This window comes from Micromonospora sp. Llam0, assembly GCF_003751085.1.
GTDB lineage: Bacteria > Actinomycetota > Actinomycetes > Mycobacteriales > Micromonosporaceae > Micromonospora_E.
Genome location: NZ_RJJY01000002.1, coordinates 2002594 through 2026603, shown reverse-complemented (window position 1 = coordinate 2026603; position 24010 = coordinate 2002594). Strand labels below are relative to the sequence as shown.

Below are 24010 nucleotides of genomic sequence, written 5' to 3'. Positions count from 1 at the left end.
GGGCATGAGCCCAGCGCTGGACCCCACCGCAACCGCATCCTCGTCGTCGTCCGCCGCCCCGGATCTGCGGGTGCTCGTTCTCGCCGGCGGGTTGTCGTACGAACGGGACGTCTCGCTGAAGTCCGGTCGCCGAGTGCTGGACGCGCTCCGCTCGGTCGGCGTCGAGGCCGAGATGCGCGACGCCGACGTCTCGCTGATTCCCGCACTGCGCTCCGACCCGCCGGACGCGGTGGTCATCGCGCTGCACGGGGCGACCGGTGAGGACGGCTCGCTGCGCGGCGTACTGGATCTCTGCGGCGTGCCGTACATCGGCTGCGACGCCCGCGCCGCCCGCCTGGCCTGGGACAAGCCGTCGGCCAAGGCGGTGCTGCGCGAGGCGGGCATCCCGACCCCGGACTGGGTCGCGCTGCCCCACGACCGGTTCTCCGAACTGGGTGCGGTCGCCGTGCTGGAGCGGATCGTCGAGCGGCTCGGCCTGCCGCTGATGGTCAAGCCGGCGCAGGGTGGCTCCGGGCTGGGCGCGGCAGTGGTACGCGAGGCGGCCGAGCTCTCCGCAGCGATGGTCGGCTGCTTCGCGTACGACTCGACGGCATTGGTGGAGCGCTACGTCACCGGGATGGACGTCGCCGTGTCGGTCGTCGACCGGGGCGACGGCCCGGAGGCGCTGCCGGCCGTCGAGATCGTGCCGCGCAACGGTGTCTACGACTACGCTGCCCGCTACACCGCGGGACTGACGACCTGGCACGCGCCGGCCCGGCTGGACGAGTCGGCTGCCGAGCAGGTAGCGGCGACCGCCGTCGCCGCTCACCGAGCACTCGGGCTCCGGGACCTCTCCCGCGTCGACATGATCGTCGACCCCGACGGCCGGCCGCACGTCCTGGAGGTCAACGTCTCACCCGGGATGACCGAGACCTCGCTCCTGCCGCTGGCGGTCCAGGCTGGCGGCCTGGACCTCGGTGAACTGCTGGCCACGCTGGTGGTCCGGGCTGCGGCCCGACCGTACGACCCGGCGAACTGATCACCGGGTGCTGCCGGTCGGCGACGCCGCCGCATCGCCCGCAGCCGGGACGTCGGGCCCGCTCTGGTCGGTAGCACCCTCCGGGGCCGGGTCGTCGTCCTTCTTCGCCTCCGTACCGGCGACAGCGCTGACGTCAGCGCTGTCGCCGGCGTCCATGGCGGCATCCTCGGCGCCGGCCGGGTCGACCGGGTCGGCAACAGGAGGTTCCCCCTGCGGGGTCGTAGCGACGTCGCTGGCGAGTTCACCGAGATCAGCAGCTGGTTCGATGCTCTCCATCGGCACCACGAGCTCGGCTACGGCCGGCCCTGCACCGTCGACCTCGTCGAAGTCGTCGACGCTGACCGGATGGCTCGCCTGCTCGGTGAGGTTCGACGGCGCCCGCCACTGAATCCGCGGCGGCTCAGCGAGCTGACGACCGCCGAACTCCGCCAGCCACGCGGCGACCAGGGCCAGGTTCTCCCGCCAGCGGGACTCGGAGATCGGCGGCAGGATGCTGTCCCACAGGGAGAGGAACGTGCCACGGAGCTGCAGCTGCCCGTACGGCCGGGCCAGGAACCACAGGTGCAGGTGCGCCGAACCGTCCCCCCACCGGTTCACGTGAACCCGGGCCACGCCGTCGAGCGACCGGATCGCCCGCTCGAGCCGGACGGTCATCACGCCGAGTTCGGCCGCGAGCAGGTTCGGCAGATCGCCGAGGTCGAAGTGGGACCGGGACTCCAGGATGAGGACCATCGGTAGTCCGGTCGGGCGGTCCATCGCGCGAACCCGCCAGCGTTCGCTGACCCAGATGTACGCGTCGTCCGGGGCGGAGCAGGACGAGCACTCCGCCGTGCCCTCACCCTTACGAGGCGGTTCGACGTCAACCGGGTCGTCGAGTCGCTTGACCCGCAGGTCGCCCTCGAAGGGAAAGGATGGCCATCGCGCGAAGTCGGGAACCGAGGCAGGGGTGTCTGGCACGACGCTGACCCTAACCGAGTCTGCGCCGCCTGTCGTTCCCCGTTTCGGCCGGCCCGGAACTCTCATCCGGCGGGACGACCTGTCTCTGGTCAGCGGCCGGCTACGGCCCGCCGTCCCGGTTTTCCACAGGAGTTATCCACAGGGCGACAGCCCGGTCTACCCGCTGTTTCACGTGAAACGAGGCGCCCTGTGGAAAACGCCTGTGGAAAACGCTTGGCCCCCAACCGGATCGATCACCGGGGACACCCGGACCCGCGCAGTCCAGCGGCGGATGCGTCTTGGCGCCTCCGGTGGCCCGGTTTTCTCAACGATCCACCGGGCGAGCGGTAACCGGGCTCGGCGAGCCGTCCGGAACCGCCCAGAACAGTCGCAGGGCGCCTCGGCGGCCGGGCGGGCCCATGTTCTGGTTTCACGTGGAACATCGCTACCGGCCCGCCACCGGCCCCTACCGGTTTCACGTGAAACGCCCCGCCACGTTCACCTCCGGCCCGGCCGCCCGGCGAGACGGGTGGCGCTCCCCGGCGGGCTGCCTGGCGGGGGTGGATCATCGGCAACGGCAGAAGGCCGGGGGCCGTTGGGCGCACGGCCAGGGACCACAGACGGCAAGGGCTGGTGTTTCACGTGAAACACCAGCCCTTGCCAGAAGGTTCAGCCGGGTCGACGGACCGGCCCGACAGATCAGTCGACGGCTCCTTGAGCGTCGTCCCCGTCGCCCACTCCGATGATCCCGACGATCCGCTCCAGGTCGTCGACCGTGGCGAACTCGATCGTGATCTTGCCTTTGCTCCGCCCGATGTCGACCTTGACCCGGGTGTCGAATCGGTCGGACAAACGATCGGCGAGATCGGTGAGGGCCGGAGCGTGGGCCTTCGGGCGTCGCTGCGGACTTGCCGTACGCTTCGCCGAGTCCTCGGTCCCGGCGAGTGCCACCAGCTCCTCGGTGGCCCGGACCGAGAGCCCTTCGGCGACGATGCGTAGCGCCAGGGCGTCCTGGGCTTCGGAATCGTCGAGGCTCAGCAGCGCCCGGGCGTGACCGGCAGACAGCACGCCGGCGGCCACCCTGCGCTGCACCTGAGCCGGCAGATTCAACAGCCGGATCGTGTTGGAGATCTGCGGCCGGCTCCGGCCGATGCGCCTGGCGAGCTCTTCGTGGGTCGCCCCGAACTCGTCGAGCAGCTGCTGGTACGCGGCCGCCTCCTCGAGCGGGTTGAGGTTGGCCCGGTGGATGTTCTCCAGCAGCGCGTCCCGGAGCATCGCGTCGTCCCTGGTGTCCCGGACGATCGCGGGAATGGACTCCCGGCCGATCGCCTGCGCGGCACGCCAGCGGCGTTCCCCCATCACCAGCTCGTACTGCTCACCGTCGTCCAGCTGGCGTACGACGATCGGCTGCAGGAAGCCGACCTGCTCGATCGAGACCTTCAGCTCCTCGAGCGCCTCGTCGTCGAAGACCTGCCGGGGTTGCTTCGGGTTCGGCACGATCGCGGCGACCGGCAGCTCGGCGAACCGGGCACCGGGCACCGGCGACAGGTCGGCGGGCAGCGCCGCAGCCGGTTCCGTCGCGACGGCAGCAGAGGTTCCGACGCTGCCGGAGACGGCCGCAGTGGCTGGGGACGGAGTCACCGGAGCCGGTGCCGGCTGTGCGGCACCCGGCTGAACCGGAGCGGTGGTGGGGATGAGGGCACCGAGCCCGCGCCCGAGCCCGCCCTTCGGACGGTTCTTCATGCCCTGCCTCCCGCTCCAACCACCGTGTCAGACATTGCGACTGAGCCGAGCGACACCGCGCTCGGCGATTTCCTGGGCCGCCTCGAAGTAGCTTGTCGCACCCCGCGATCCGGGATCGTAGGTCATCACCGACTGGCCGTAGCTCGGTGCCTCCGACACCCGGACGTTGCGGGGGATGACCGACTGGAGCACCTTGTCCCCGAAGTGGTTCCGCACGTCCTGCTCGACGGCGTCGGCCAGCCGGGTCCGGCGGTCGTACATGGTGAGCAGGATGGTGGAGACGTCCAGGGTCGGGTTGAGATGCTGCCGGACCAGGTTGATGTTGCTGATCAACTGGTTGAGCCCTTCCAGCGCGTAGTACTCGCACTGGATCGGGATCAGCACCTCTTGCGCGGCGACCAGCGCGTTGACCGTCAGCAGACCCAACGACGGTGGGCAGTCGATGAACACGTAGTCCAGCTCGACCGGGTACGCCGTGATGGCCCGGGACAGCCGGGACTCCCGGGCCACCACGGAGACCAGCTCGATCTCGGCGCCGGCCAGATCGATCGTCGCGGGAACACACCAGAGGTCGGGTATCCCCTCGACGGGCTGCGCCACCTCGGTCAGCGGTACGTTGTCGATCAGACAGTCGTAGACGTCCGGTACACCTGCGTGGTGGGGGACGTTGAGTCCGGTCGAGGCGTTCCCCTGGGGGTCGAGGTCGACGACCATCACCCGGTTCCCATGCAGCGCCAGCGCTACCGCGAGGTTCACCGTGGTGGTCGTCTTACCGACGCCTCCCTTCTGGTTGGCCACGCACATCACCCGGGTCCGGTCCGGCCGGGGCATGGTCACCTCGCCGCTGGGGTTCAGAATCTGCACGGCGCGCAAAGCCTCCATTGCCAAGGGGGGATCATCCTCTTCCCGATTCGGTGTTTCACGTGAAACGTACGGCTCGTCGGCGGCCGGGGAGGTCGGACTGGGCGCAGGTTGCTCCGGCCTCGGAGGCGTCGGGGGTGCGGTGCCGACCGGCGTGTCCGCTACGAGCGGCACGCCGGCCCGGGTCGGGGTGCCCGGCGCGGGCGCCGACGCCGTCGTTGGTGGCTGGGGTGCCCCACTGATCGGCGCCGTCCCTCCCTCCGGCCAACCCGGGTGGTACGCCGTTTCACGTGAAACCAACGTGGGGTCGCCGACACCGTGGCGCTCGCCGGTCAACCGCGGATCCTCGTAACTACCGTTGTCATGCACCGTGTCATCCCTGCCCGCGTTGGATGGATCGGCACCGCCAGCGCTCACGACCGCGCTTCGGGCGTGGCGTGCGGACCGGCATGGGGCGGCAGGAGTCGTGCAACTTCGCGTTGCCGCCCGGTCCAGACTATCGACGCGCGGCCAGCCTACGGGGATCAGGGCCGGTGTGGCCACGGCCGACTGTCCGACGTGTCGCAGCCTTCGCGTCGTTCCGCCCCGCCATCAGGGCGGGTTCGGCAGTCACCCCCGGGTCCGCCGCGACGAACGCGGCCGCACTCGGTCGCCGCGCTCCGAGCGACGTCGACCAGCCACCCCGGGTGCCGGAGCACACCGCTCGATCTCCACCACGGTGGTCGGCGGGTCGAGCCATCGTTCGCCGCAGCGACGCAGCACCGGATCACCGCCGCCCGAGCGGATCACCGCCGCTCGGTGCTCGGTGATCTCCGCCCCGGCCGAATCGCCCTTCATGGCGAGCAACCGTCCACCGGGCTCGACCAGCGGCAGGCACCAGCCGGCCAGCCGGTCGAGTGGGGCCACCGCCCGCGCGGTGACCACCGGCGCCGCCCCGGCGGGGAAGTCGCGGCGTAGTTCCTCGGCCCGGCCACGCTTCACCTCGACCCGGTCGGCGAGGCCGAGGACCGATACCGCCTCGACGAGAAAGGCGGTGCGCCGGGCCAACGGCTCGACCAGGATGACGGTCAGATCCGGGCGTGCCACGGCCAGGACCAGCCCGGGTAGACCGGCCCCGGAGCCGACGTCGAGCACCGTCGCTCCGTCGGGGACGAGTTCGCCGACGACCGCGCAGTTGAACAGGTGCCGCTCCCAGAGCCGGGGCACCTCGCGCGGTCCGATGAGTCCACGGAGTAGTCCTTCCGAGGCCAGCAGGCCGGCGTACCGGACCGCCAGCCGCAGCTGCTCGGCGCCGAAAATCTCGCGGGCGGAATCAGGGGGCGACGCCAGCCGGGCCGCTCCCGACGGAACCGGCCCGGACGGATTCCCGTCCGGGCCGGTCGCCGCCCGATCAGTCTGCTCGGGCAGATCAGTCATGGTGCTCAGTCGGCCGGACGGACGACGATGCGCCGGGTCGGTTCGACGCCCTCGGACTCGCTCAGCACGCCGTCGAGCGCGTTCACCACGTCGTGTACGCACTTGCGCTCGAAGGCGGACATCGGCTCCAGCCGCACCGGCTCGCCGTACTCCTTGACCTTCTCCACCGCGTTCTTCGCCACCGCAGCCAACTCCTTGCGCCGGTTGTTCCGGTAGCCGCCGACGTCCAGCAGCAGCCGGCTCGGCGATCCGGTCTGCCGGAAGACCGCGAGCCTGGTCAGCTCCTGGAGCGCCTCCAGAGTGGCACCCCGCTGCCCGACCAGGGCACTGAGTTGCCCGCCGACCACCTCCACCACAGGACGGCCACCGGAGACCAACTCGTCGATGTCGCCGTCGTAGTCGAGGATGTCCAGTAGTCCCTCGACGTAGTCGGCGGCGACTTCGCTCTGCTGGAACAGGTCGCTGTCGGTGGCGGCGGAAGCGGGCGCTGACGCGTCCTTGCCGGCCGCGTCCTCGTCAGCCTCGTCGGTGCCCGCGTCGTCGGCGTCACCGGGACGGTCGTCGGCGCTGTCGGCGGCCCGGGCCGGGACAACCTCCTCGTCGACAGACGGGTCGGCACTGGGCAGGCTGGTATCGGTCACGGTGTCATCTCCGTACTCGCTCGGCGGAACCGGTCGGTCCGCTGGTTACCGAGGACCGGCGGACGGGCGCCGCGCCCTCGGGGAGGTCTACGTTGCCGCCGCTGCGGCCGTGCGGGACGCCCCGCCTGCTGGCGGGCACGCCCGCCAGCAGCAGCCGGCCGCCGGGACGCCTGCCCGGTCAACCCGGACGCTTCGCCGGCCGCCGCTTCTTCGGGTTGACCGGCTTGGCACCGGGCTTGGGCTTGAGACCCTCGCGGACCGGGGCCGGCTCCGGGGCGGCGGCCTCGGCACCGTTGCCGCGTCGGGCGAAGACACCGGCCGACTTGGGCTTGGCGTCGGTCGTGCCGGGCTTGCGTGACTGCGCGGCACCGGACTTCGCCGCCGGCCGGCCGGACGATTTCGCGGCCGGGGCCGATTTCGCGGCCGGCTTCCCCTTGCCGGCCGGCATCGGCGGCGGCGGGAACTTGCGCAGTACCCACTGCTGCTGGCCAAGCGTGACCATGTTGTTCACCACCCAGTAGATGATGACGCCGATCGGGAAGATCGCGCCGGAGATGAGCAGCGAGGCCGGGATGCCGTAGAGCATCAGCCGCTGGATCATCTTCTGCTGCGGGTCCTCCGCCCAGCCGGTCTTGAGGATCATCTGTCGGCTGGTCAGGTAGGTGGTCACGATCATGACGATCACCAGGATCCCGGCGATCACCTTGACCGTGGTGCCGCTGGCACCCATCGCCGCCAACTCGTCGGCCGTCGAGCCGAACCGTCCGGCGAGCGGCGCGGTGAACAGACTGGCCCGGGAGGCCTCGTAGAACTGGTCCGCGGTCCAGCCGTAGAGATCGACGTTGCGGGTCTGCTCCGGGTTCAGCCGGCGCAGGATGTGGAACAGGCCGAGGAAGACCGGGATCTGCAGGAACATCGGAAGGCAACCCATCAGCGGGTTGGCCTTCTCCTTCCGGTACAGCTCCATCATTTCCTTCTGGAGCGTCTCCCGGTCACCCTTGTGCTTCTCCTGCAGCTCCTTGACCTTCGGCTGCAACGCCTGCATGGCCCGCTGTGACTTGATCTGCTTGACGAAGACCGGGAACAGGATCACCCGGACCGTGACCACCAGGAAGATGATGGCCAGGATCCACGACCAGTTGGTGCCGAGCACCTCGGTCGACGGCACACCGATCCGGTCCCAGGCCGAGTGCCAGAACAGGAGGATCCACGAGATGGCCCAGTAGATCCAGTCGAGACTCAATTCGGGGCTCCAGTCGCATCGGCACGGCGGCCGCCCGGCATCGGTACCGGGTCATATCCACCGGGGTGGAAGGGATGACAGCGCAGCAGGCGCCAACCCGCCAACAGCACCCCCCGAAGTGCTCCGCGCCGGGCGATCGCCTCTTGGGCGTACGCACTGCACGACGGGTAGAACCGACAGCGGGCCGGCAGAGCCGGGCTTATCCAACGACGGTACGCGACGATCGCACCTGTCAGCAGGCGGCCACCCGGTGTCGTGGGGCGAGGTAGATCGTCGGAGGCGGTCATCGGGCGTCCCCCGCTCTGGCCCGGGTCCGGGGTCCGGTGCGCGGCACGCCGGACGGGCGATCACCGTCGGTGCCGCGGGAACGTCGGTCGGCGGCGCGGACAGCGGCGGACAGCGCGGCGTCAAGATCGGCGGCGAGCCCAGCCGAGGACGCCCCGGCGGCCGGCGGGAGGGCTCGGACGACCAGCAGCGCACCGCCCGGTAGCGCGGCCACCCGGGACCGGACCAGGTGTCGGAGCCGACGACGCACCCGGTTGCGGGTCACCGCGTTGCCGACCGCCTTGGAGACAATGAAGCCGGCCCGGGCGCCGGAGCCACCGGTCGGCTCCGGTCGGTCGCCCGGCACCGATGACGACAGCAGCAGGTGTACGACGAGCGAGCCACGTCCGGCCCGCCGACCCATGCGTACGACCTCGGTGAAGTCGGCACGATTACGTACGCGCTCAGCGGCGGCCAGCATGGCGGTTAGATCTCCACGACGCCCGCGAAGACCATCAGGCGGACAGGCGGGCGCGGCCCTTGGCACGGCGGGTGGAGAGGATGGCACGGCCGGCACGCGTACGCATCCGCAGCCGGAAGCCGTGGGTCTTGGCACGCCGGCGGTTGTTCGGCTGGAAGGTGCGCTTGCTCACGTCAGACTCTCCGTCAGGTGTGGCTCCCGGCCGACGGCCCGGAGTCAGATGATCAGACCGGCTGTCGGTCAGGCCGGCGGTTGGTCAGGTCCGGCCGTTGGTCAGGCCGGTGCAGTTCTGCGTCTCTGCGTCAGTGCGTCGTGTTCGTCAGTGCGTTGGGTGCGCCGTGAGGGCACAACGCACCCGACTAGCTTATCAGAGCGGACCAGCGCCGATGGCTCGCCCGCCGCCGGCCAGCGCCGGCGATCCGGTCGTGGAGCGACGCGGCCAGTGCCGCTACACGGTTTTCACCGGAACCGACAACGGGGACCGGCGACCGCCGGTTGAACGGTTGTGGACAACGCTGTTAGCGTGCCCGATTGCCGGTCAAGCATCAGGCAGCACCTGGCACCGCTTCATCGGTACGAACCAGGCAGCCGGGCCGGTCGCCCGCGACGGTGATCGACACCGGGCGCCGAGCCGGCAGGGGGCAGGTTCGGCGGACGACGGGGAGCCGCGGTCAGCAGTACACACAGGTTGTGGATAACTTGTGGATGACGGTCAGTTCAGCGGCCCGCAGCATGGCTCGTCGTACCTGTTCGAGAGCGGGACCGATCCCGACCGGCGGCCGACACAGAGACAGTGCCGGCGGCCGGGTACTCGGATGCGATGGGGGTGGCGCTACGGTGGCCGAGACGATAGACCTCGGCGCGGTCTGGTTGGCGACCACGGACGAGCTGGCGGACGAGATCGTCTCCGCCCAGCAGCGGGCCTATCTGCGGCTGACCCGGCTGCGCGCCATCGTCGAGGACACCGCGCTGTTGTCCGTACCCGACGCGTTCACCCGCGACGTCATCGAATCGCGGCTGCGCCCGGCGATCACCGAGGCGCTGTCGCGCCGGCTCGGTCGGCCGATCCAGGTGGCGGTCACCGTCCGTCCGCCGGAGGACGGTCAGGGTCGACCAGTCGGCACGGTGTACGGCACCGCGACCGTCGACACCCGGCTGCGCCATCCGGACGAGCCCGACCCACGGCTGGGCCCGCCACCGCCCGGACCGGACCACCGCGACACCGGCAACCACCGCTGGGACCGCGAAGGCATCGTCGGGCCCGAGGCGCCGGAGCCGATCAGCGGCGCACCCGACGGATCCCAGGCGCCGGAGCACCGCGTCGGCGTACCCGACGCATTGGATGGCGCCACCGGCCGGCTGCCGGTGGTGCCGGCGGCCCGGACCGGCGACCAGGGCGCGCTCTTCGGTGACGACTACGCCGCCGGACCGCCAGGTCCGCAACGGCTCGACCACGACCTCGAACCGCCGGCGCAGCAACGCTCGGCCCGGCCGCCGACGGACTACCGCCCACCGGACCAACGGTACGGCGGCGTCGGCGACGGCCTGCCGACCAGCCCGCCCGACAGCGGCCCGGGGCGGGGTGGGCTGGACCACCGTGGCACCGGCCGGGACGACCGCCGGCTGACCGGACCGGGGGTGGACACCGGCGGAAACCGGCTCAACCCGAAGTACATGTTCGAGACGTTCGTCATCGGCTCCTCGAACCGGTTCGCGCACGCCGCCTCGGTGGCGGTGGCCGAGTCACCGGCGAAGGCGTACAACCCGCTGTTCATCTACGGCAGCTCCGGGTTGGGCAAGACCCACCTGCTGCACGCCATCGGTCACTACGCCACCACCCTCGGAAATGCCCGGTCGGTGCGGTACGTGTCGACCGAAGAGTTCACCAACGACTTCATCAACTCGCTGCGTGACGACAAGACCAGCGCCTTCCAACGCCGCTACCGTGACGTCGACATCCTCCTGATCGACGACATCCAGTTCCTGGAGAACCGGGAACGGACCCAGGAGGAGTTCTTCCACACCTTCAACACCCTGCACAACGCCAACAAGCAGATCGTGATCACCTCGGACCGGTCGCCCAAGCAGCTGGCCACCCTCGAGGACCGGCTGCGGACCCGCTTCGAGTGGGGGCTGCTCGCCGACATCCAGCCGCCCGACCTGGAGACCCGGATCGCCATCCTGCAGAAGAAGGCGGCCCAGGAGCGGCTGTACGCGCCTCCGGACGTGCTGGAGTTCATCGCGTCCCGGATCGCCAACTCGATCCGGGAGTTGGAGGGCGCGTTGATCCGGGTCACCGCGTTCGCCAGCCTCACCCGGTCACCGGTCGAGCTGAGCCTGGCCGAGGAGGTGCTGCGGGACTTCATCCCGGACGGCGCCGGCCCGGAGATCACCGCCGACCAGATCATGGTCGCCACCGCCGACTACTTCGGGGTCAGCCTGGAGGACCTGCGCGGTCACTCGCGTTCCCGGGTGCTGGTCAACGCCCGCCAGGTCGCGATGTACCTGTGTCGCGAGCTGACCGACCTGTCGCTACCCCGGATCGGACAGGCGTTCGGTGGCCGCGACCACACCACGGTGATGCACGCCGACCGCAAGATTCGGCAGCAGATGGCGGAACGCCGGTCCCTCTACAACCAGATCGCCGAGCTGACCAACCGGATCAAGCAGATCGCCTGACCGCTCGCTGCCGGCCGTCCACAGGTTCATCCACAGGTTTTCCACCGCGGCCGCCGCCGGGCGGTGGATGACACCTGGATCCCGCCCGCCAAGTTGTCCACAGGCTGTGGACAACTGCTGGGGAAACCGCTGTGGACAATCACTCTCAGTCACAAATTGTCCACAGGTCCACCACCGCCTGTGGGGATCCTGTTGAAGGTTCTGGGGACGACGGGCCGACATGGCGCCGGCCACTTGTCCACAGCTGGGGACGAACCCTCGGGATAACCGGTGGATAACCGGTGGATAACTCGGTTCGGCTGTGGGCAGTAGGGCAGCCTGTGGATGAAGACCCCGGTTGTACCCAGCCCTCTCCACAGGTAATCCACCGCCATCGAACCCACCTGACCTGCGTAAACGCGAGATGTCCACAGAGTGCACAGCCCCGATGAAGACGATGAGATTTATCTTCTAGACAACAAAAACCAATCATCGGCGTTGGGGATAGGTGTGGATGCAGCCGACGTACCGCACCTGCCGGTCCGGTCGACCGGCAGAAGTCCGGGGCCGGACGCACGGGCCCAGCGGTCTGGCCTATCGTTCGGTGAGGTCCGTCGACCGATGACGGTCGAGCCGCCCAGGGACCGCCTCGGGTCCGGCACCACCGAAGATCGTTCGATCGAGTCGACGCGGAGGCACGGCATGAAGTGCGGAGGCATGGGATGAAGTTCCGGGTGGAGCGCGATGCGCTCGCCGACGCGGTCGCCTGGACGGCCAAGAGCCTGCCGAACCGGCCGTCGGTGCCGGTGCTGGCCGGCGCGATGCTCCGGGTCACCGACGGTTCCCTGCAGGTCTCGGGATTCGACTACGAGGTTTCCAGCCAGGTGACCGTCGACGTGCAGGGCGACGCCGACGGCTCGGCCCTCGTCTCCGGTCGGCTGCTCGCCGAGATCACCAAGTCGCTGCCGGCCAAGCCGGTCGACATCGCGGCAGTCGGTGCGCATCTGGAACTGGTCTGCGGCAGCGCCCGGTTCACCCTGCCGACCATGCCGGTGGAGGACTATCCGACCCTGCCCGAGATGCCGGCCAGCGCCGGCCGGGTCGACGCCCCGACCTTCGCCGCCGCGGTCGCCCAGGTCGCGGTGGCCGCCGGCCGCGACGAGACGCTGCCGATGATGACCGGGGTCCGGGTCGAGCTCGAGGGCACCCGGCTCGCCATGCTCGCCACCGACCGGTACCGACTGGCCATCCGGGAGATCGACTGGCAGCCGGACGATCCGGAGATCAGCCTGAACGCGCTGGTACCCGCCCGTACCCTGGCCGACACGGCCAAGACGCTCGGTCCGATCGGCGGCGAGGTCACCATCGCGTTGGCACACGGCGGGGCCGGCGAAGGCATGATCGGGTTCGCCGGCGGCACCCGCCGGACCACCAGCCGGCTACTGGACGGTGCCAACTACCCGCCGGTCCGGTCGCTCTTCCCGAGCAGCCACAACGCCGAGGCCCGGGTGGGCGTGAGCACTCTCGTCGAGGTGGTACGCCGAGTGGCCCTGGTCGCCGAACGCACCACCCCGGTGCTGCTCAGTTTCAGTCCGGACGGGCTCGTAGTGGAGGCCGGCAACACCGAGGAGGCGCGGGCCAGCGAGGCGATGGAGGCCGTGTTCACCGGTGAGCCGCTGACCATCGGCTTCAACCCGCAGTATCTGATCGACGGCCTGCAGAACCTCGGCTCGGCCACGGCGGTGTTCACCTTCGTCGACGCGTTCAAGCCCGCGGTCATCTCGCCGGCTGGCGAGGACGATCAGATCATCCCCGGCTACCGCTATCTGATCATGCCGATCCGGGTAACCCGGTAACACCGGGACACCCGGTGGGCGACGATCGGGCAGCGACGAAGGGGGCACACCGTGCAGTTGGGCATCATCGGCCTGGGCCGAATGGGCGGCAACATGCGGGACCGGCTACGCGACGCCGGTCACCAGGCGTACGGCTATGACCGGGACCCGGCAGTCAGCGACGTCGCCAGCCTCACCGAGCTGGTCGACCGGCTCGCCGCCCCGCGGGCCGTCTGGATGATGGTCCCGGCCCAGGTGACGTCGTCGGTCGTCGACGAGCTGTGCGGCCTGCTCGACCCCGGGGATCTGGTGATCGACGGCGGCAACTCCCGGTTCAGCGACGACGGGCCGCGCGCGGCCCGGCTGGCCGAGCACGGAGTCGGCTACCTCGACGTCGGGGTGTCCGGCGGGGTGTGGGGCCGGCAGGCAGGGTACGGGCTGATGGTCGGCGGCGACGCCGAGCACGTCCAGCGGATGATGCCGATCTTCGAGGCGCTCAAGCCGCCGGCGGAGCACGGCTTCGTCCACGCCGGCCCGGTCGGCGCCGGCCACTACGCGAAGATGGTGCACAACGGCGTGGAGTACGCGTTGATGCACGCCTACGCCGAGGGCTACGAGCTGATGCTGCAGAGCGAGCTGATCACCGACGTCCCCGGGGTGATCAAGTCCTGGCGGGACGGCACCGTGGTCCGGTCCTGGCTGCTGGATCTGTTGGACGCCGCGCTCGACGAGGATCCGCAACTGGCGGCGCTGCGCGGGTACGCCGAGGACACCGGCGAAGGGCGCTGGACGGTCGACGAGGCGATCCGGCTCGGGGTGCCGATGAACGTGATCGCGGCCTCGCTGTTCGCCCGGTTCACCTCGCGGCAGGACGACTCTCCAGCGATGAAGGCGGTCGCCGCGCTGCGCAACCAGTTCGGCGGGCACGCCGTGCAGTCCAGCCCCTGACATCCGTGTACGTCCGTCGTCTCGAACTGATCGACTTCCGCTCGTACCAGCGGGTCGAGCTCACCTTCGAACCGGGTGGCAGCGTGCTGGTCGGGCCCAACGGGGTCGGCAAGACCAACCTCGTCGAGGCACTCGGCTACCTGGCGACGCTGGGCAGCCACCGGGTCGCCACCGACGCCCCGCTGGTCCGGGTCGGCGCCGACTCGGCGATCATCCGCTGCCTGGTCGTGCACGACCAACGGGAGCTGCTGGTCGAACTGGAGATCGTGCCGGGGCGGGCCAATCGGGCCCGGCTGGGCCGGTCGCCGACCCGCCGGGCGCGGGAGGTGATCGGTGCCCTGCGGCTGGTGCTGTTCGCCCCCGAGGATCTGGAGATCGTCCGGGGCGACCCGGCCGAACGCCGCCGCTACCTGGACGAGCTGCTGGTCACCCGGCTGCCCCGGTTCGCCGGGGTACGGGCCGACTACGACCGGGTGGTCAAGCAGCGCAACGCATTGCTGCGTAGCGCGTACCTGGCCCGCAAGACCGGTGGTGACCGCGGCGGTGACCTGAGCACGTTGGACGTCTGGGACGCCCATCTGGCCCGGCACGGAGCAGAGCTGCTCGCCGGCCGGTTGGAGCTGGTCACCGCCCTGGCCCCGCACGTGGCCAAGGCGTACGACGCGGTGGCGGCCACCAGCGCGGCGGCCGGTATCAGCTACCGGCCGTCGATCGATTTGCCGGATGCCGGCGCGCCACCCGACGCCGATCCCGCCCGTTCTGCCGATCTCGTCGGTTCTGCCGGTTCTGCTGGTTCTGTCGGGGCCGGGACGGTGCCGCCGACGGCGGACCGGTCCGCGCTGGAGTCGGCGCTGCTGGCCGCGCTGGGCGAGGCCCGCCGCAGCGAGGTCGACCGCGGTGTCACCCTGGTCGGCCCGCACCGCGACGACCTGTATCTGACGATCGGCAGCCTGCCGGTGAAGGGGTACGCCAGCCACGGCGAATCCTGGTCCTGCGCGCTGGCGCTGCGGCTGGCCGCGTACGACCTGTTGCGCGCGGAAGGCATCGAGCCGGTCCTGGTCCTCGACGACGTGTTCGCCGAACTGGACAGCGGACGCCGGGAACGGCTCGCCGAGCTGGTCGCCGGGGCCAGCCAACTGCTGGTGACCTGCGCGGTGGCCGAGGACGTCCCGGTAGCGTTGCGCGGGGCACGCTTCGAGGTCAGCCGCGGGGAGGTACGCCATGTCGGATGAGCCGCAGCACGGCGAGCCGGCGCAGGCCGCCGACCAGCCGCCGATCCTGCCCCCGCCGTCGACCGGCCCGCAGCTGGCCAGGGCGGTGCTGGACGCGGCCCGCGCCCGTCGGGAGGCGAACCGGCCCCGTCGCCGGACCGGTGGCGGCAGCGACGCGGGCGGAGCCGGATCGGGCGGCCGACGGCTGCGCGGCTACTCGGGTCCGGGGCCGGACCCCCGCGATCCCCAGCTGTTCGGCGACGTGCTGGCCCGGCTGGTCAAGGCGCGCGGCTGGCAACGGCCGGCCGCCGAGGCAACCGTCTTCGGCGCCTGGGAACGGGTGGTCGGGCCGGAGGTGGCCAAGCACAGCCGCCCGGTCAAGTTGGAGAACGGCGAGCTGACGGTCGAGGCGGAGTCGACCGCGTGGGCGACCCAGCTCCGTCTGCTCGCCCGCTCGTTGCTGCGCCAGATCGCCGCCGAGGTCGGGCACAACGTGGTGACGAAACTGCACATTCACGGCCCGGCTGCGCCATCCTGGTCGAAGGGCCCGCGGCGGGTCCGTGGTCGTGGCCCGCGGGACACGTACGGCTGATCCCACCACTCGGTTGTCCCGAGTTGTCCCGGTCGGCGTCGGCCGGCTGATTCCGGCACCGGTCAGTGCCGCGTTCAGGCTTCCGCGTCGGCGTAGACGGCGAAGCCGCGGTCGGCGCAGCGGCGGTAGAAGCGGGACAGCACCGCCAGCTCCGACCGGGGAAAGCTCCACTGCGGCGCGTCACCGGCGTCGTCGCGCAGCGCGTCGAGCCGGCTGTCCAGCCAGCGCAGCTGCTGCTCGGCGAGCCGGGCACCGGCGAGGGCGTCGCGCAGCACCGCCCCGACCGTGTCGAAGGTGACGGTGTCGCCGTACCGGTCGTGGCCGTCGACGAACCGCTCCAGGCCGCCGGCGATCCAGGCGCAGCCGTCCGGGTCGATCACCGGGTCCTCGTCCTCGGCGGCCGCCTCGGTGGCGTACAGCACTCCGGTCAGTCCCAGCAGCAGGTCCACCAGCTCGGTGTAGGCGGTCGCCCGGACACTGCCGGTCTTGGCGATGTAACCGGCGAGCGCGGCGGTCGGTGCCGCGACGTCGGCCTGCTCCGCCAGCTTGTCGAAGTCGACGAACTCGGCCGGTGCGACCGGTTCGTAGAATTCGCCGACCCGTGGCCATTGCACCGCGACGTTGTCCAGCCCCATCGCAAGCGTCACCCTTCTCCAGCTGGTGGCCCGGGCCGGGTGCGCATCCGCGATGCTGCTGTCCGGTGCGAGCCTGTGCGGTAGCGGCACTGTAGCGGCATCCGGGTAGTCGTTTCACCTTCAGGTGGCCCAGCGGGCCGCCGGGACCGACGGTGCGGTGCCCCGTGGCCGTCCGAATGACGGATCTGGTGCGTGTGGGGGTGGTCGCGGTGGGTGGGGTGCGGCCGGCTACGAACCTCTCAGCCGCTTTACGGGGGTGCCGCGTCCCGGTTATGTCGGCTCGGCACAGTAGGATCGGAGACAGAGACGAGGGAAACCCGCGCGGCGCGACGATCCGGAGCCCGCCCGGCAGGATCACCGACGAGGTGACCGCCGGCAGCCGTGATCGCCGGACCGTACGGGGCCCAGCCGTTCGTGATCCGCGGGTCCTCTGCGGCGTACGGCGCGTTTCGCCACCCGTCGGCGATCCACCTGGAAGATGCGGGTTGTCGGCCATGGTGCCGGTTCGCGTCCGTCCGCCGTCGGAAGATTCGCCGAACCCCGCGTCCCTGTGCCGTCGCGGCCCAGGTGTGCGAGAAAGTGGCTGAGGGTGTCAGCGCAGAACAACCAGGAGTACGGCGCCGAGTCGATCACCGTGCTGGAGGGCCTCGAGGCGGTCCGCAAGCGACCGGGCATGTACATCGGTTCGACCGGTGAGCGCGGCCTGCACCACCTGGTCTGGGAGGTCGTGGACAACGCGGTCGACGAGGCGCTGGCCGGGCACTGCGACACCATCGAGGTGGTGCTGCTCGCCGACGGCGGGGTGCGGGTCACCGACAACGGCCGCGGTTTCCCGGTGGACCTGCATCCCAAGCTGAAGAAGCCGGGTGTCGAGGTCGCCCTGACCGTGCTGCACGCCGGCGGCAAGTTCGACGGCAAGGCGTACGCGGTCTCCGGTGGCCTGCACGGGGTCGGTGTCTCGGTGGTCAACGCGCTCTCCGTGAAGATGGAGGTCGAGATCCACAAGGCCGGCCACGTCTGGCGGCAGCAGTACGCCAACTCGAAGCCGACGCCGCTGGACAAGGGTGAGGCGACGAACCGGACCGGGTCCGCGGTCGCCTTCTGGCCGGATCCGTCGATCTTCGAGACCACCGAGTACGCGTTCGAGACGATCTACCGCCGGTTGCAGGAGATGGCCTTCCTCAACCGTGGGCTGACCATCCAGCTGCGCGACGAGCGGGTGGCCGACGACGACGGAAAGCACCGCGAGGTCACTTTCTGCTACAAGGGGGGTATCTCGGACTTCGTGCGCCACCTCAACGCCTCGAAGAACCCGATCCACAAGAGCGTGGTCGAGTTCGGCGCGGAGGAGGAGGGCATGTCGGTCGAGATCGCCATGCAGTGGAACGAGTCGTACGGCGAGTCGGTCTACACCTTCGCCAACACCATCAACACTCACGAGGGCGGCACCCACGAGGAGGGCTTCCGGTCCGCGTTGACCAGCGTGGTCAACAAGTACGCCATGGACAAGAAGCTGCTCAAGGGCGACGAGAAGCTCTCCGGCGAGGACATCCGGGAAGGGCTCGCCGCGATCATCTCGGTCAAGCTGGCCAACCCGCAGTTCGAGGGCCAGACCAAGACCAAGCTGGGCAACACCCCGGTGAAGAGCTTCGTGCAGCGGGTCTGCAACGAGTGGCTGGTCGACTGGCTGGACCGCAACCCCGCCGAAGGCAAGATGATCATCACGAAGGCAACCCAGGCGGCCCGCGCCCGGATCGCCGCCCAGCAGGCCCGCAAGCTCGCCCGGCGCAAGTCGTTGCTGGAGTCCGGGTCGATGCCGGGCAAGCTGGCCGACTGCCAGTCCACCGACCCGCGCGAGTCGGAGGTCTTCATCGTCGAGGGTGACTCGGCCGGCGGCTCGGCCAAGCAGGGGCGGGATCCGCGTACCCAGGCGATCCTGCCGATCCGGGGCAAGATCCTCAACGTGGAGAAGGCCCGGATCGACCGGGTGCTGAAGAACAACGAGGTCCAGGCGCTGATCACCGCGCTGGGCACCGGCATCCACGACGATTTCGACATCGAGAAGCTGCGCTACCACAAGATCGTGCTGATGGCCGACGCGGACGTGGACGGCCAGCACATCCAGACGCTGCTGCTGACCCTGCTGTTCCGGTTCATGCGTCCGTTGGTCGAGTTGGGCCACGTCTACCTCGCGGCCCCGCCGCTGTACAAGATCAAGTGGAACCGGAAGGGCGACGACGCGCAGTACGCGTACTCGGACCGGGAGCGTGACGGACTGATCGTGCTGCGCCAGCAGAAGAAGCCCAACGCCAAACCGGACGACATCCAGCGGTTCAAGGGCCTGGGAGAGATGAACTACCCCGAGTTGTGGGAGACGACGATGAACCCGGCGACGCGTACGCTGCGTCAGGTGACCCTGGACGACGCAGCAACCGCCGACGAGCTGTTCAGCGTTCTGATGGGTGAGGACGTCGAGGCGAGGCGCTCCTTTATCCAGCGCAACGCCAAGGACGTCCGCTTCCTGGACATCTAGACGCCCCGCGCGGCCGGGCGACTCCCGAACCGGGACCGGCCCGGCCGCGTCATCAGCAACTTCGCCAGCTTCCACCGCCGTTGTCCAGCACAGGTACGACGGTTTTAAGGTTGATAAGGGTTAACTGTGACGGATACTCCCGAGTCCTTCGGCAGCGAGCCGGATCCCGTGGCAGCCGCCGCGGCGGCGGTCGCCCGCCACGACCGCATCGAGCCGGTCGGGCTGGAAGTCGAGATGCAGCGGTCGTACCTCGATTACGCGATGAGCGTGATCGTCGGGCGGGCGTTGCCGGACGTACGGGACGGGCTCAAGCCCGTACACCGCAAGATCCTCTACGCCATGTTCGACTCGGGCTACCGGCCGGACCGAGGCTACGTCAAGTGCTCCCGGGTCGTCGGCGACGTGATGGGCCAGTTCCACCCGCACGGCGACTCGGCCATCTACGACGCGCTGGTCCGGATGGCGCAGCCCTGGTCGCTGCGGTACCCGCTGGTCGACGGCAACGGCAACTTCGGCTCCCCGGGCAACGATCCGGCAGCCGCGATGCGTTATTGTATGTCCGGTAATGTCCGAATCCGCACCTCTGATGGCTCGGTCCGGATCGAGCAGGTCGTGCCGGACGCCGCGTCGAGCAGCGAGACCGATGTCGACCTCAAGGTCCGCGACCGCAACGGCGATCTGGTTCGCGCCTCCAAGTTCTTCCACTCCGGCGAGCACCCGACCCTGCGGCTGCGCACCCGCGAGGGGTACGAGCTGACCGGCACCCACAACCACCCGGTGCTCTGCCTGGTGAACGTGGCCGGCGTGCCGACCCTGCTCTGGAAGCTACTCGCCGAGATCTCCCCCGCCGACCGGGTGGTCATCCAGCGCTCGGTGCCTGACGAGATCGGCTACCCGATGCTGGAGCACGTCGAGGCAGCCGTCCTTGCGGGTGCGCTGGTGAGTGAGGGCTGGATTTCCGACAAGTTGGTTGAGTTCGCCAACGTCGATCGCAGCTTCTTCACTCGGGTGATCGCGGCGTTCGATGTCGCTGTCGGGGGTAAGCGCTGGTTCAACGAGGAGTCGATGCCCTCTGGTAGAACGCTGTACCGAGTTCGGGCCAGCATCAAGCAGTTGGCTAGCACCGCTCTGGGCGAGCTGGTCGGTGCGCGAAGCGCCGCCAAGTTCGTACCCGAGTTCGTCTGGCAGGGGCCGGCGGCGGTCAAGCGTGCCTTCCTCCAAGCGCTCTTCGAGGGCGGTGGCTCCTCCTCGCTGCTGCTCCGCAACACCATCCAAATCTCGTACTCCACCCGCAGTGACCGGCTGGCCCGTGAGGTGCAGCAGCTCCTGCTGGAGTTCGGCGTGATCAGCAAACAGTGCCGGTACGACGACGGCGAGATCAAGGTGGTCGTGACCAACCGCCGCGACGCCCGGATCTTCGCCGCCCACGTCGGTTTCCTCGGGCGCAAGCAGGCCAAACTAGAGTCCGAGCTGGCCCAGGTGCCGGCGACCAGCAGGGCCCTCGCCGGCGACTTCGTGCCGTTCGTCGGGGACTTCATCCGGGCGCATGGCGCGACCCGCTGGACGGAGCGTGACTGGCTGCGACGGCACAACGTCGACCGGATCGAACGGTGGGAGCGTGACCGGTCCGAGATTCTCGCCCGGATCACCGAACGCGAGGTGCGCGACGTCGTCGAGCCGCTGGTCGACGGCCGTTTCTACTACGCCGAGGTCGCCGAGGTCGCCGACGCGGGCGTGCAGCCGGTCTACAGCCTCCGGGTGGACACCGACGACCATTCCTTCGTCACCGACGGATTCGTCAGCCACAACACCGAGTGCAAGCTCGACCCGTTGGCGATGGAGATGCTGCGGGACATCGACGAGGACACCGTCGACTTCCAGGACAACTACGACGGTCGAGCCAAGGAACCGGTGATCCTGCCGGCCCGGATCCCCAACCTGTTGATCAACGGCTCCGAGGGCATCGCCGTCGGCATGGCCACCAAGATCCCGCCGCACAACCTGCGGGAGATCGCGGCGGCGGTGCAGTGGTGCCTGGAGAACCCGGAGGTCGACGAGGCCACCACGCTCGAGGCCCTGATCGAGATCGTCAAGGGTCCGGACTTCCCGACCGCCGGTCTGATCGTCGGTACCACCCCGATCCAGGATGCCTACCGCACCGGTCGCGGGTCGATCCGGATGCGGGCCGTGGTCGAGGTCGAGGAGGACAAGAAGGGCCGGACATCGCTGGTCGTCACCGAGCTGCCGTACCAGGTCAACCCGGACAACCTCGCCGAGCGGGTCGCCGAGCTGATCAAGGAAGGCAAGATCGGCGGGATCGCCGACATCCGCGACGAGTCGTCCGGGCGTACCGGCATGCGGCTGGTGCTGGTGCTCAAGCGCGACGCCGTCGCCAAGGTGGTGCTCAACAACCTCTACAAGCACACCCAGCTGCAGGAGACGTTCGGCGCCAACATGCTGGCCCTGGTGGACGGGGTGCCGCGCACGCTGAACCTGGCGCAGTTCATCCGGTTCTACGTCGAGCACCAGATCGACGTGATCCGGCGGCGCACCGCGTACCGGCTGCGCAAGGCCGAGGAGCGGGCGCACATCCTGCGCGGTCTGGTCAAGGCGCTGGACATGCTCGACGAGGTGATCGCCCTGATCCGGCGGTCGCCGACGGTCGAGGACTCCCGGCAGGGCCTGATGCGGCTGCTCGACGTCGACGAGATCCAGGCCACCGCGATCCTGGACATGCAGCTGCGCCGGCTGGCCGCACTCGAACGTCAGAAGATCGTCGACGAGCTCGCCCGGATCGAGCTGGAGATCACCGACCTCAAGGACATCCTGGCCAAGCCCGAGCGGCAGCGGCGGATCGTCTCGGAGGAGCTCGGCGAGATCGTCGCCAAGTGGGGCGACGAGCGGCGGACGAAGATCGTGCCGTTCGACGGCGAGGTCTCGATGGAGGACCTGATCGCCCGCGAGGACGTGGTGGTCACCATCACCCGCACCGGGTACGCCAAGCGGACCAAGGTCGACCTCTACCGCTCGCAGCGCCGGGGCGGCAAGGGCGTCAGCGGTGCGACGCTGCGCCAGGACGACATCGTCAGTCACTTCTTCATCGCGTCCACCCATGACTGGATGCTGTTCTTCACCAACAAGGGCCGGGTCTACCGGGCGAAGGCGTACGAGTTGCCGGAGGCGTCGCGTACCGCCCGTGGCCAGCACGTGGCCAACCTGCTGGCCTTCCAGCCGGACGAACACATCGCCCAGGTCATCCGGATCCCGAACTACCAGGTGGCGCCCTACCTGGTGCTGGCGACCCGCAACGGCCTGGTCAAGAAGACCCGGCTGGAGGAGTTCGACTCCAACCGCTCCGGTGGGATCATCGGCATCAACCTGCGGGACGCCGATGAACTGGTCGGGGCGGCTCTCGCCGGCGGCGCCGACGACCTGCTGCTGGTCTCCAAGAATGCCCAGGCGATCCGGTTCACCGCGACCGACGAGGCGCTGCGTCCGATGGGGCGGGCCACGTCGGGGGTGATCGGGATGCGGTTCACCGACACCGACGAGCTGCTCGCCATGGCGGTCGTCCGGGAGGGGATGGACCTGGATGTTTTGGTCGCCACCAACGGCGGGTACGCGAAACGTACTCCGATCGAGGAGTATCCGGTGCAGGGCCGGGGAGGCAAGGGCGTGCTGACTGCCAAGATCACCGAGCGCCGCGGTGGTCTCGTCGGTGCGGTCGTCATCAGTCCGGACGACGAGCTCTTCGCGATCACCAGCAACGGTGGCGTGATCCGGACTCCGGTGAAGCCTGTACGACGTACCCGGGACCGGAACACAATGGGGGTCAAGCTCATGGACCTCCCAGACGGCGTGACTATCGTGGCCATTGCTCGCAATGCCGACGAGCCTGACGAACAGGACTAGTTGATGACGGAGACCCAGGCGAAGTCGGGGGGAACAGGATCCTCGGCGGCTCCGGTCGACGAGGAATCCGCCGCCGGAGGCACATCAACGGCCACCGGCCGCGCCGCCGTCGGCCGGGCCAGCGTGCCCGGTGATTCGCCGTCGCCGAAGTTCACCCGGGCGCCAGGCATGCCACCCCCGCCCGACAGACCCGCCGACGACTCAGCCGGTGGCACCGGCGACTCCGCCGACGGTTCGACCCGCGCCGGCGGCACCGGCGACAGCGCTACCAAGTTCGGCGGCATCCCCGCCTCTTCCGGAAGGTCGGCCCCGCCTGTGACGTCGGCACCTCCTGTTTCATCCGCACCGCCGGCCAGCTCCGGCAGCGGATTCACCGGTGGGGCGCTCGGCGCCACCGCGGCAAGTGGCACCCGACCGGGTGGGCTCGGGCCAACCGGGCAGTTCGGCACCATCGGCGGCACGGCCCGGGTGGGTACGGCCACCCCCGGCTCGCGGACCGGCCTGGGTTCACCGACCGTACGCACGATCGGTGGTGCCGGTGCCGGTGCCGGTGCCGGTGTTGGCGCGGTCGGCGCGGCGCGTGTCGGCCCGGACGGTGCCCGGACCGCGCGACCCGGGGTCAGCTCGGCTGCCTCGCGAGGGCCGCGTCGAGCTCGACTGAACCTGAAGCGGATCGACCCCTGGTCGGTGATGAAGTTCTCGTTCGCGGTCTCGCTGGTGTTGTTCATCGTGGTGATCGTCGCGACCTCGGTGCTCTACCTGGCGCTCGACGCGATGGGCGTGTTCCAGAGCGTCAACGCCAGCCTCGGTGACCTGATCGGCACCGGTGCCGGGGACGGTCCGAGCCTGCGGATCACCGCCCAGGGCGTGATCGGCACGGCGGCGCTGTTCGGGCTGATCAACGTGGTGCTCTACACCGCGCTGGCGACGCTCGGCGCGTTCATCTACAACGTCTGCGCCGACCTGGTCGGCGGGATCGAACTGACCCTGGCCGAGCGGGACTGACCTGGCCCGCGCCGGGAAGCGGAGGACGGCCGGGGGCTGATACCCATTCGCCCCGGCCGTCCGCGATCCGGTAGTCTT

General features: G+C 69.8%; 18 protein-coding genes and 1 pseudogene. 9 read left to right on the top strand and 10 right to left on the bottom strand.

Going from position 1 to position 24010, the window contains the following annotated elements:
• Positions 1-4 precede the first annotated feature (4 nt).
• Complete coding sequence (locus tag EDC02_RS36470; protein WP_123606650.1) at positions 5-1018, top strand: D-alanine--D-alanine ligase; 1014 nt, start codon at positions 5-7, stop codon at positions 1016-1018.
• On the opposite strand, the gene EDC02_RS36465 is transcribed toward EDC02_RS36470, so the two are convergent.
• From EDC02_RS36465 to rpmH, 9 genes and pseudogenes are all read right to left on the bottom strand, one after another.
• Positions 1019-1975 carry a hypothetical protein gene (locus tag EDC02_RS36465; protein ID WP_123606649.1) on the bottom strand — a complete coding sequence of 319 codons (957 nt, stop codon included), beginning with the start codon at positions 1973-1975 and terminating at the stop codon, positions 1019-1021. It lies immediately after the preceding gene.
• Between the two features lie 678 nt (positions 1976-2653).
• Entirely contained in the window at positions 2654-3697 is a 1044-nt protein-coding gene (locus tag EDC02_RS36460; RefSeq protein ID WP_123606648.1) for a ParB/RepB/Spo0J family partition protein, read from the bottom strand.
• Between the two features lie 27 nt (positions 3698-3724).
• Positions 3725-4927 carry a ParA family protein gene (locus EDC02_RS36455; RefSeq protein ID WP_123606647.1) on the bottom strand — a complete coding sequence of 401 codons (1203 nt, stop codon included), beginning with the start codon at positions 4925-4927 and terminating at the stop codon, positions 3725-3727.
• A 240-nt stretch (positions 4928-5167) separates the two neighbouring features.
• Positions 5168-5974, bottom strand: coding sequence for a 16S rRNA (guanine(527)-N(7))-methyltransferase RsmG (gene rsmG / locus EDC02_RS36450; RefSeq protein WP_123606646.1), 807 nt, complete (start codon positions 5972-5974; stop codon positions 5168-5170).
• 5 nt (positions 5975-5979) lie between these two features.
• Positions 5980-6615, bottom strand: coding sequence for a R3H domain-containing nucleic acid-binding protein (locus EDC02_RS36445; protein WP_123606645.1), 636 nt, complete (start codon positions 6613-6615; stop codon positions 5980-5982).
• Positions 6616-6793: 178 nt separating this feature from the next.
• The gene (yidC, locus tag EDC02_RS36440) at positions 6794-7858 is read right to left on the bottom strand and encodes a membrane protein insertase YidC (RefSeq protein WP_123606644.1); all 1065 of its coding nucleotides are present in this window, start codon (positions 7856-7858) and stop codon (positions 6794-6796) included.
• Entirely contained in the window at positions 7855-8145 is a 291-nt protein-coding gene (yidD, locus tag EDC02_RS36435; RefSeq protein WP_123606643.1) for a membrane protein insertion efficiency factor YidD, read from the bottom strand. The genes yidC and yidD overlap by 4 nt, the downstream gene beginning before the upstream one ends.
• Before the next feature lie 74 nt (positions 8146-8219).
• Positions 8220-8603: pseudogene (gene rnpA / locus EDC02_RS36430) on the bottom strand (ribonuclease P protein component); the annotation flags it as partial.
• 34 nt (positions 8604-8637) lie between these two features.
• Positions 8638-8775, bottom strand: a complete 138-nt coding sequence (gene rpmH / locus EDC02_RS36425; protein ID WP_123606641.1) for a 50S ribosomal protein L34 — start codon at positions 8773-8775, stop codon at positions 8638-8640.
• Positions 8776-9440: 665 nt separating this feature from the next.
• Between rpmH and dnaA the strand changes: the two genes are divergently transcribed.
• The 5 genes from dnaA to EDC02_RS36400 all read left to right on the top strand — a co-directional run bounded on the left by dnaA (position 9441) and on the right by EDC02_RS36400 (position 15847).
• Positions 9441-11282: a chromosomal replication initiator protein DnaA gene (gene dnaA, locus EDC02_RS36420; RefSeq protein WP_123606640.1), complete on the top strand. Its 1842-nt coding sequence runs from the start codon at positions 9441-9443 to the stop codon at positions 11280-11282.
• A 701-nt stretch (positions 11283-11983) separates the two neighbouring features.
• Positions 11984-13117 carry a DNA polymerase III subunit beta gene (dnaN, locus tag EDC02_RS36415; protein WP_123606639.1) on the top strand — a complete coding sequence of 378 codons (1134 nt, stop codon included), beginning with the start codon at positions 11984-11986 and terminating at the stop codon, positions 13115-13117.
• A gap of 51 nt (positions 13118-13168) precedes the next feature.
• On the top strand, positions 13169-14044 hold the full coding sequence (gene gnd / locus EDC02_RS36410; RefSeq protein WP_123606638.1) for a phosphogluconate dehydrogenase (NAD(+)-dependent, decarboxylating): 876 nt from the start codon (positions 13169-13171) through the stop codon (positions 14042-14044).
• A gap of 5 nt (positions 14045-14049) precedes the next feature.
• Positions 14050-15276 carry a DNA replication/repair protein RecF gene (recF, locus tag EDC02_RS36405; RefSeq protein ID WP_123606637.1) on the top strand — a complete coding sequence of 409 codons (1227 nt, stop codon included), beginning with the start codon at positions 14050-14052 and terminating at the stop codon, positions 15274-15276.
• Positions 15266-15847, top strand: coding sequence for a DUF721 domain-containing protein (locus EDC02_RS36400; protein ID WP_123606636.1), 582 nt, complete (start codon positions 15266-15268; stop codon positions 15845-15847). Before recF ends, EDC02_RS36400 begins: the two co-directional genes overlap by 11 nt.
• Before the next feature lie 74 nt (positions 15848-15921).
• On the opposite strand, the gene EDC02_RS36395 is transcribed toward EDC02_RS36400, so the two are convergent.
• On the bottom strand, positions 15922-16482 hold the full coding sequence (locus EDC02_RS36395) for a hypothetical protein (RefSeq protein WP_123606635.1): 561 nt from the start codon (positions 16480-16482) through the stop codon (positions 15922-15924).
• A gap of 589 nt (positions 16483-17071) precedes the next feature.
• Between EDC02_RS36395 and gyrB the strand changes: the two genes are divergently transcribed.
• The 3 genes from gyrB (at position 17072) to EDC02_RS36380 (ending at position 23932) form a co-directional block, all read left to right on the top strand.
• The gene (gene gyrB, locus EDC02_RS36390) at positions 17072-19015 is read left to right on the top strand and encodes a DNA topoisomerase (ATP-hydrolyzing) subunit B (protein WP_123606634.1); all 1944 of its coding nucleotides are present in this window, start codon (positions 17072-17074) and stop codon (positions 19013-19015) included.
• A gap of 234 nt (positions 19016-19249) precedes the next feature.
• On the top strand, positions 19250-22927 hold the full coding sequence (gene gyrA / locus EDC02_RS36385) for an intein-containing DNA gyrase subunit A (RefSeq protein WP_370461628.1): 3678 nt from the start codon (positions 19250-19252) through the stop codon (positions 22925-22927).
• Between the two features lie 3 nt (positions 22928-22930).
• Complete coding sequence (locus EDC02_RS36380; protein WP_123606632.1) at positions 22931-23932, top strand: DUF3566 domain-containing protein; 1002 nt, start codon at positions 22931-22933, stop codon at positions 23930-23932.
• The last annotated feature ends 78 nt before the right edge of the window (positions 23933-24010 follow it).

Excerpts from the sequence above, each read along its gene's own strand:
- rsmG (WP_123606646.1), bottom strand. The coding sequence starts at position 5,974 with ATGACTGATCTGCCCGAGCAGACTGATCGGGCGGCGACCGGCCCGGAC.
- EDC02_RS36470 (WP_123606650.1), top strand. The coding sequence starts at position 5 with ATGAGCCCAGCGCTGGACCCCACCGCAACCGCATCCTCGTCGTCGTCC.
- dnaN (WP_123606639.1), top strand. The coding sequence starts at position 11,984 with ATGAAGTTCCGGGTGGAGCGCGATGCGCTCGCCGACGCGGTCGCCTGG.
- EDC02_RS36460 (WP_123606648.1), bottom strand. The coding sequence starts at position 3,697 with ATGAAGAACCGTCCGAAGGGCGGGCTCGGGCGCGGGCTCGGTGCCCTC.
- EDC02_RS36380 (WP_123606632.1), top strand. The coding sequence starts at position 22,931 with ATGACGGAGACCCAGGCGAAGTCGGGGGGAACAGGATCCTCGGCGGCT.
- yidD (WP_123606643.1), bottom strand. The coding sequence starts at position 8,145 with ATGACCGCCTCCGACGATCTACCTCGCCCCACGACACCGGGTGGCCGC.
- EDC02_RS36400 (WP_123606636.1), top strand. The coding sequence starts at position 15,266 with ATGTCGGATGAGCCGCAGCACGGCGAGCCGGCGCAGGCCGCCGACCAG.
- gyrA (WP_370461628.1), top strand. The coding sequence starts at position 19,250 with ATGCAGCGGTCGTACCTCGATTACGCGATGAGCGTGATCGTCGGGCGG.
- EDC02_RS36395 (WP_123606635.1), bottom strand. The coding sequence starts at position 16,482 with ATGGGGCTGGACAACGTCGCGGTGCAATGGCCACGGGTCGGCGAATTC.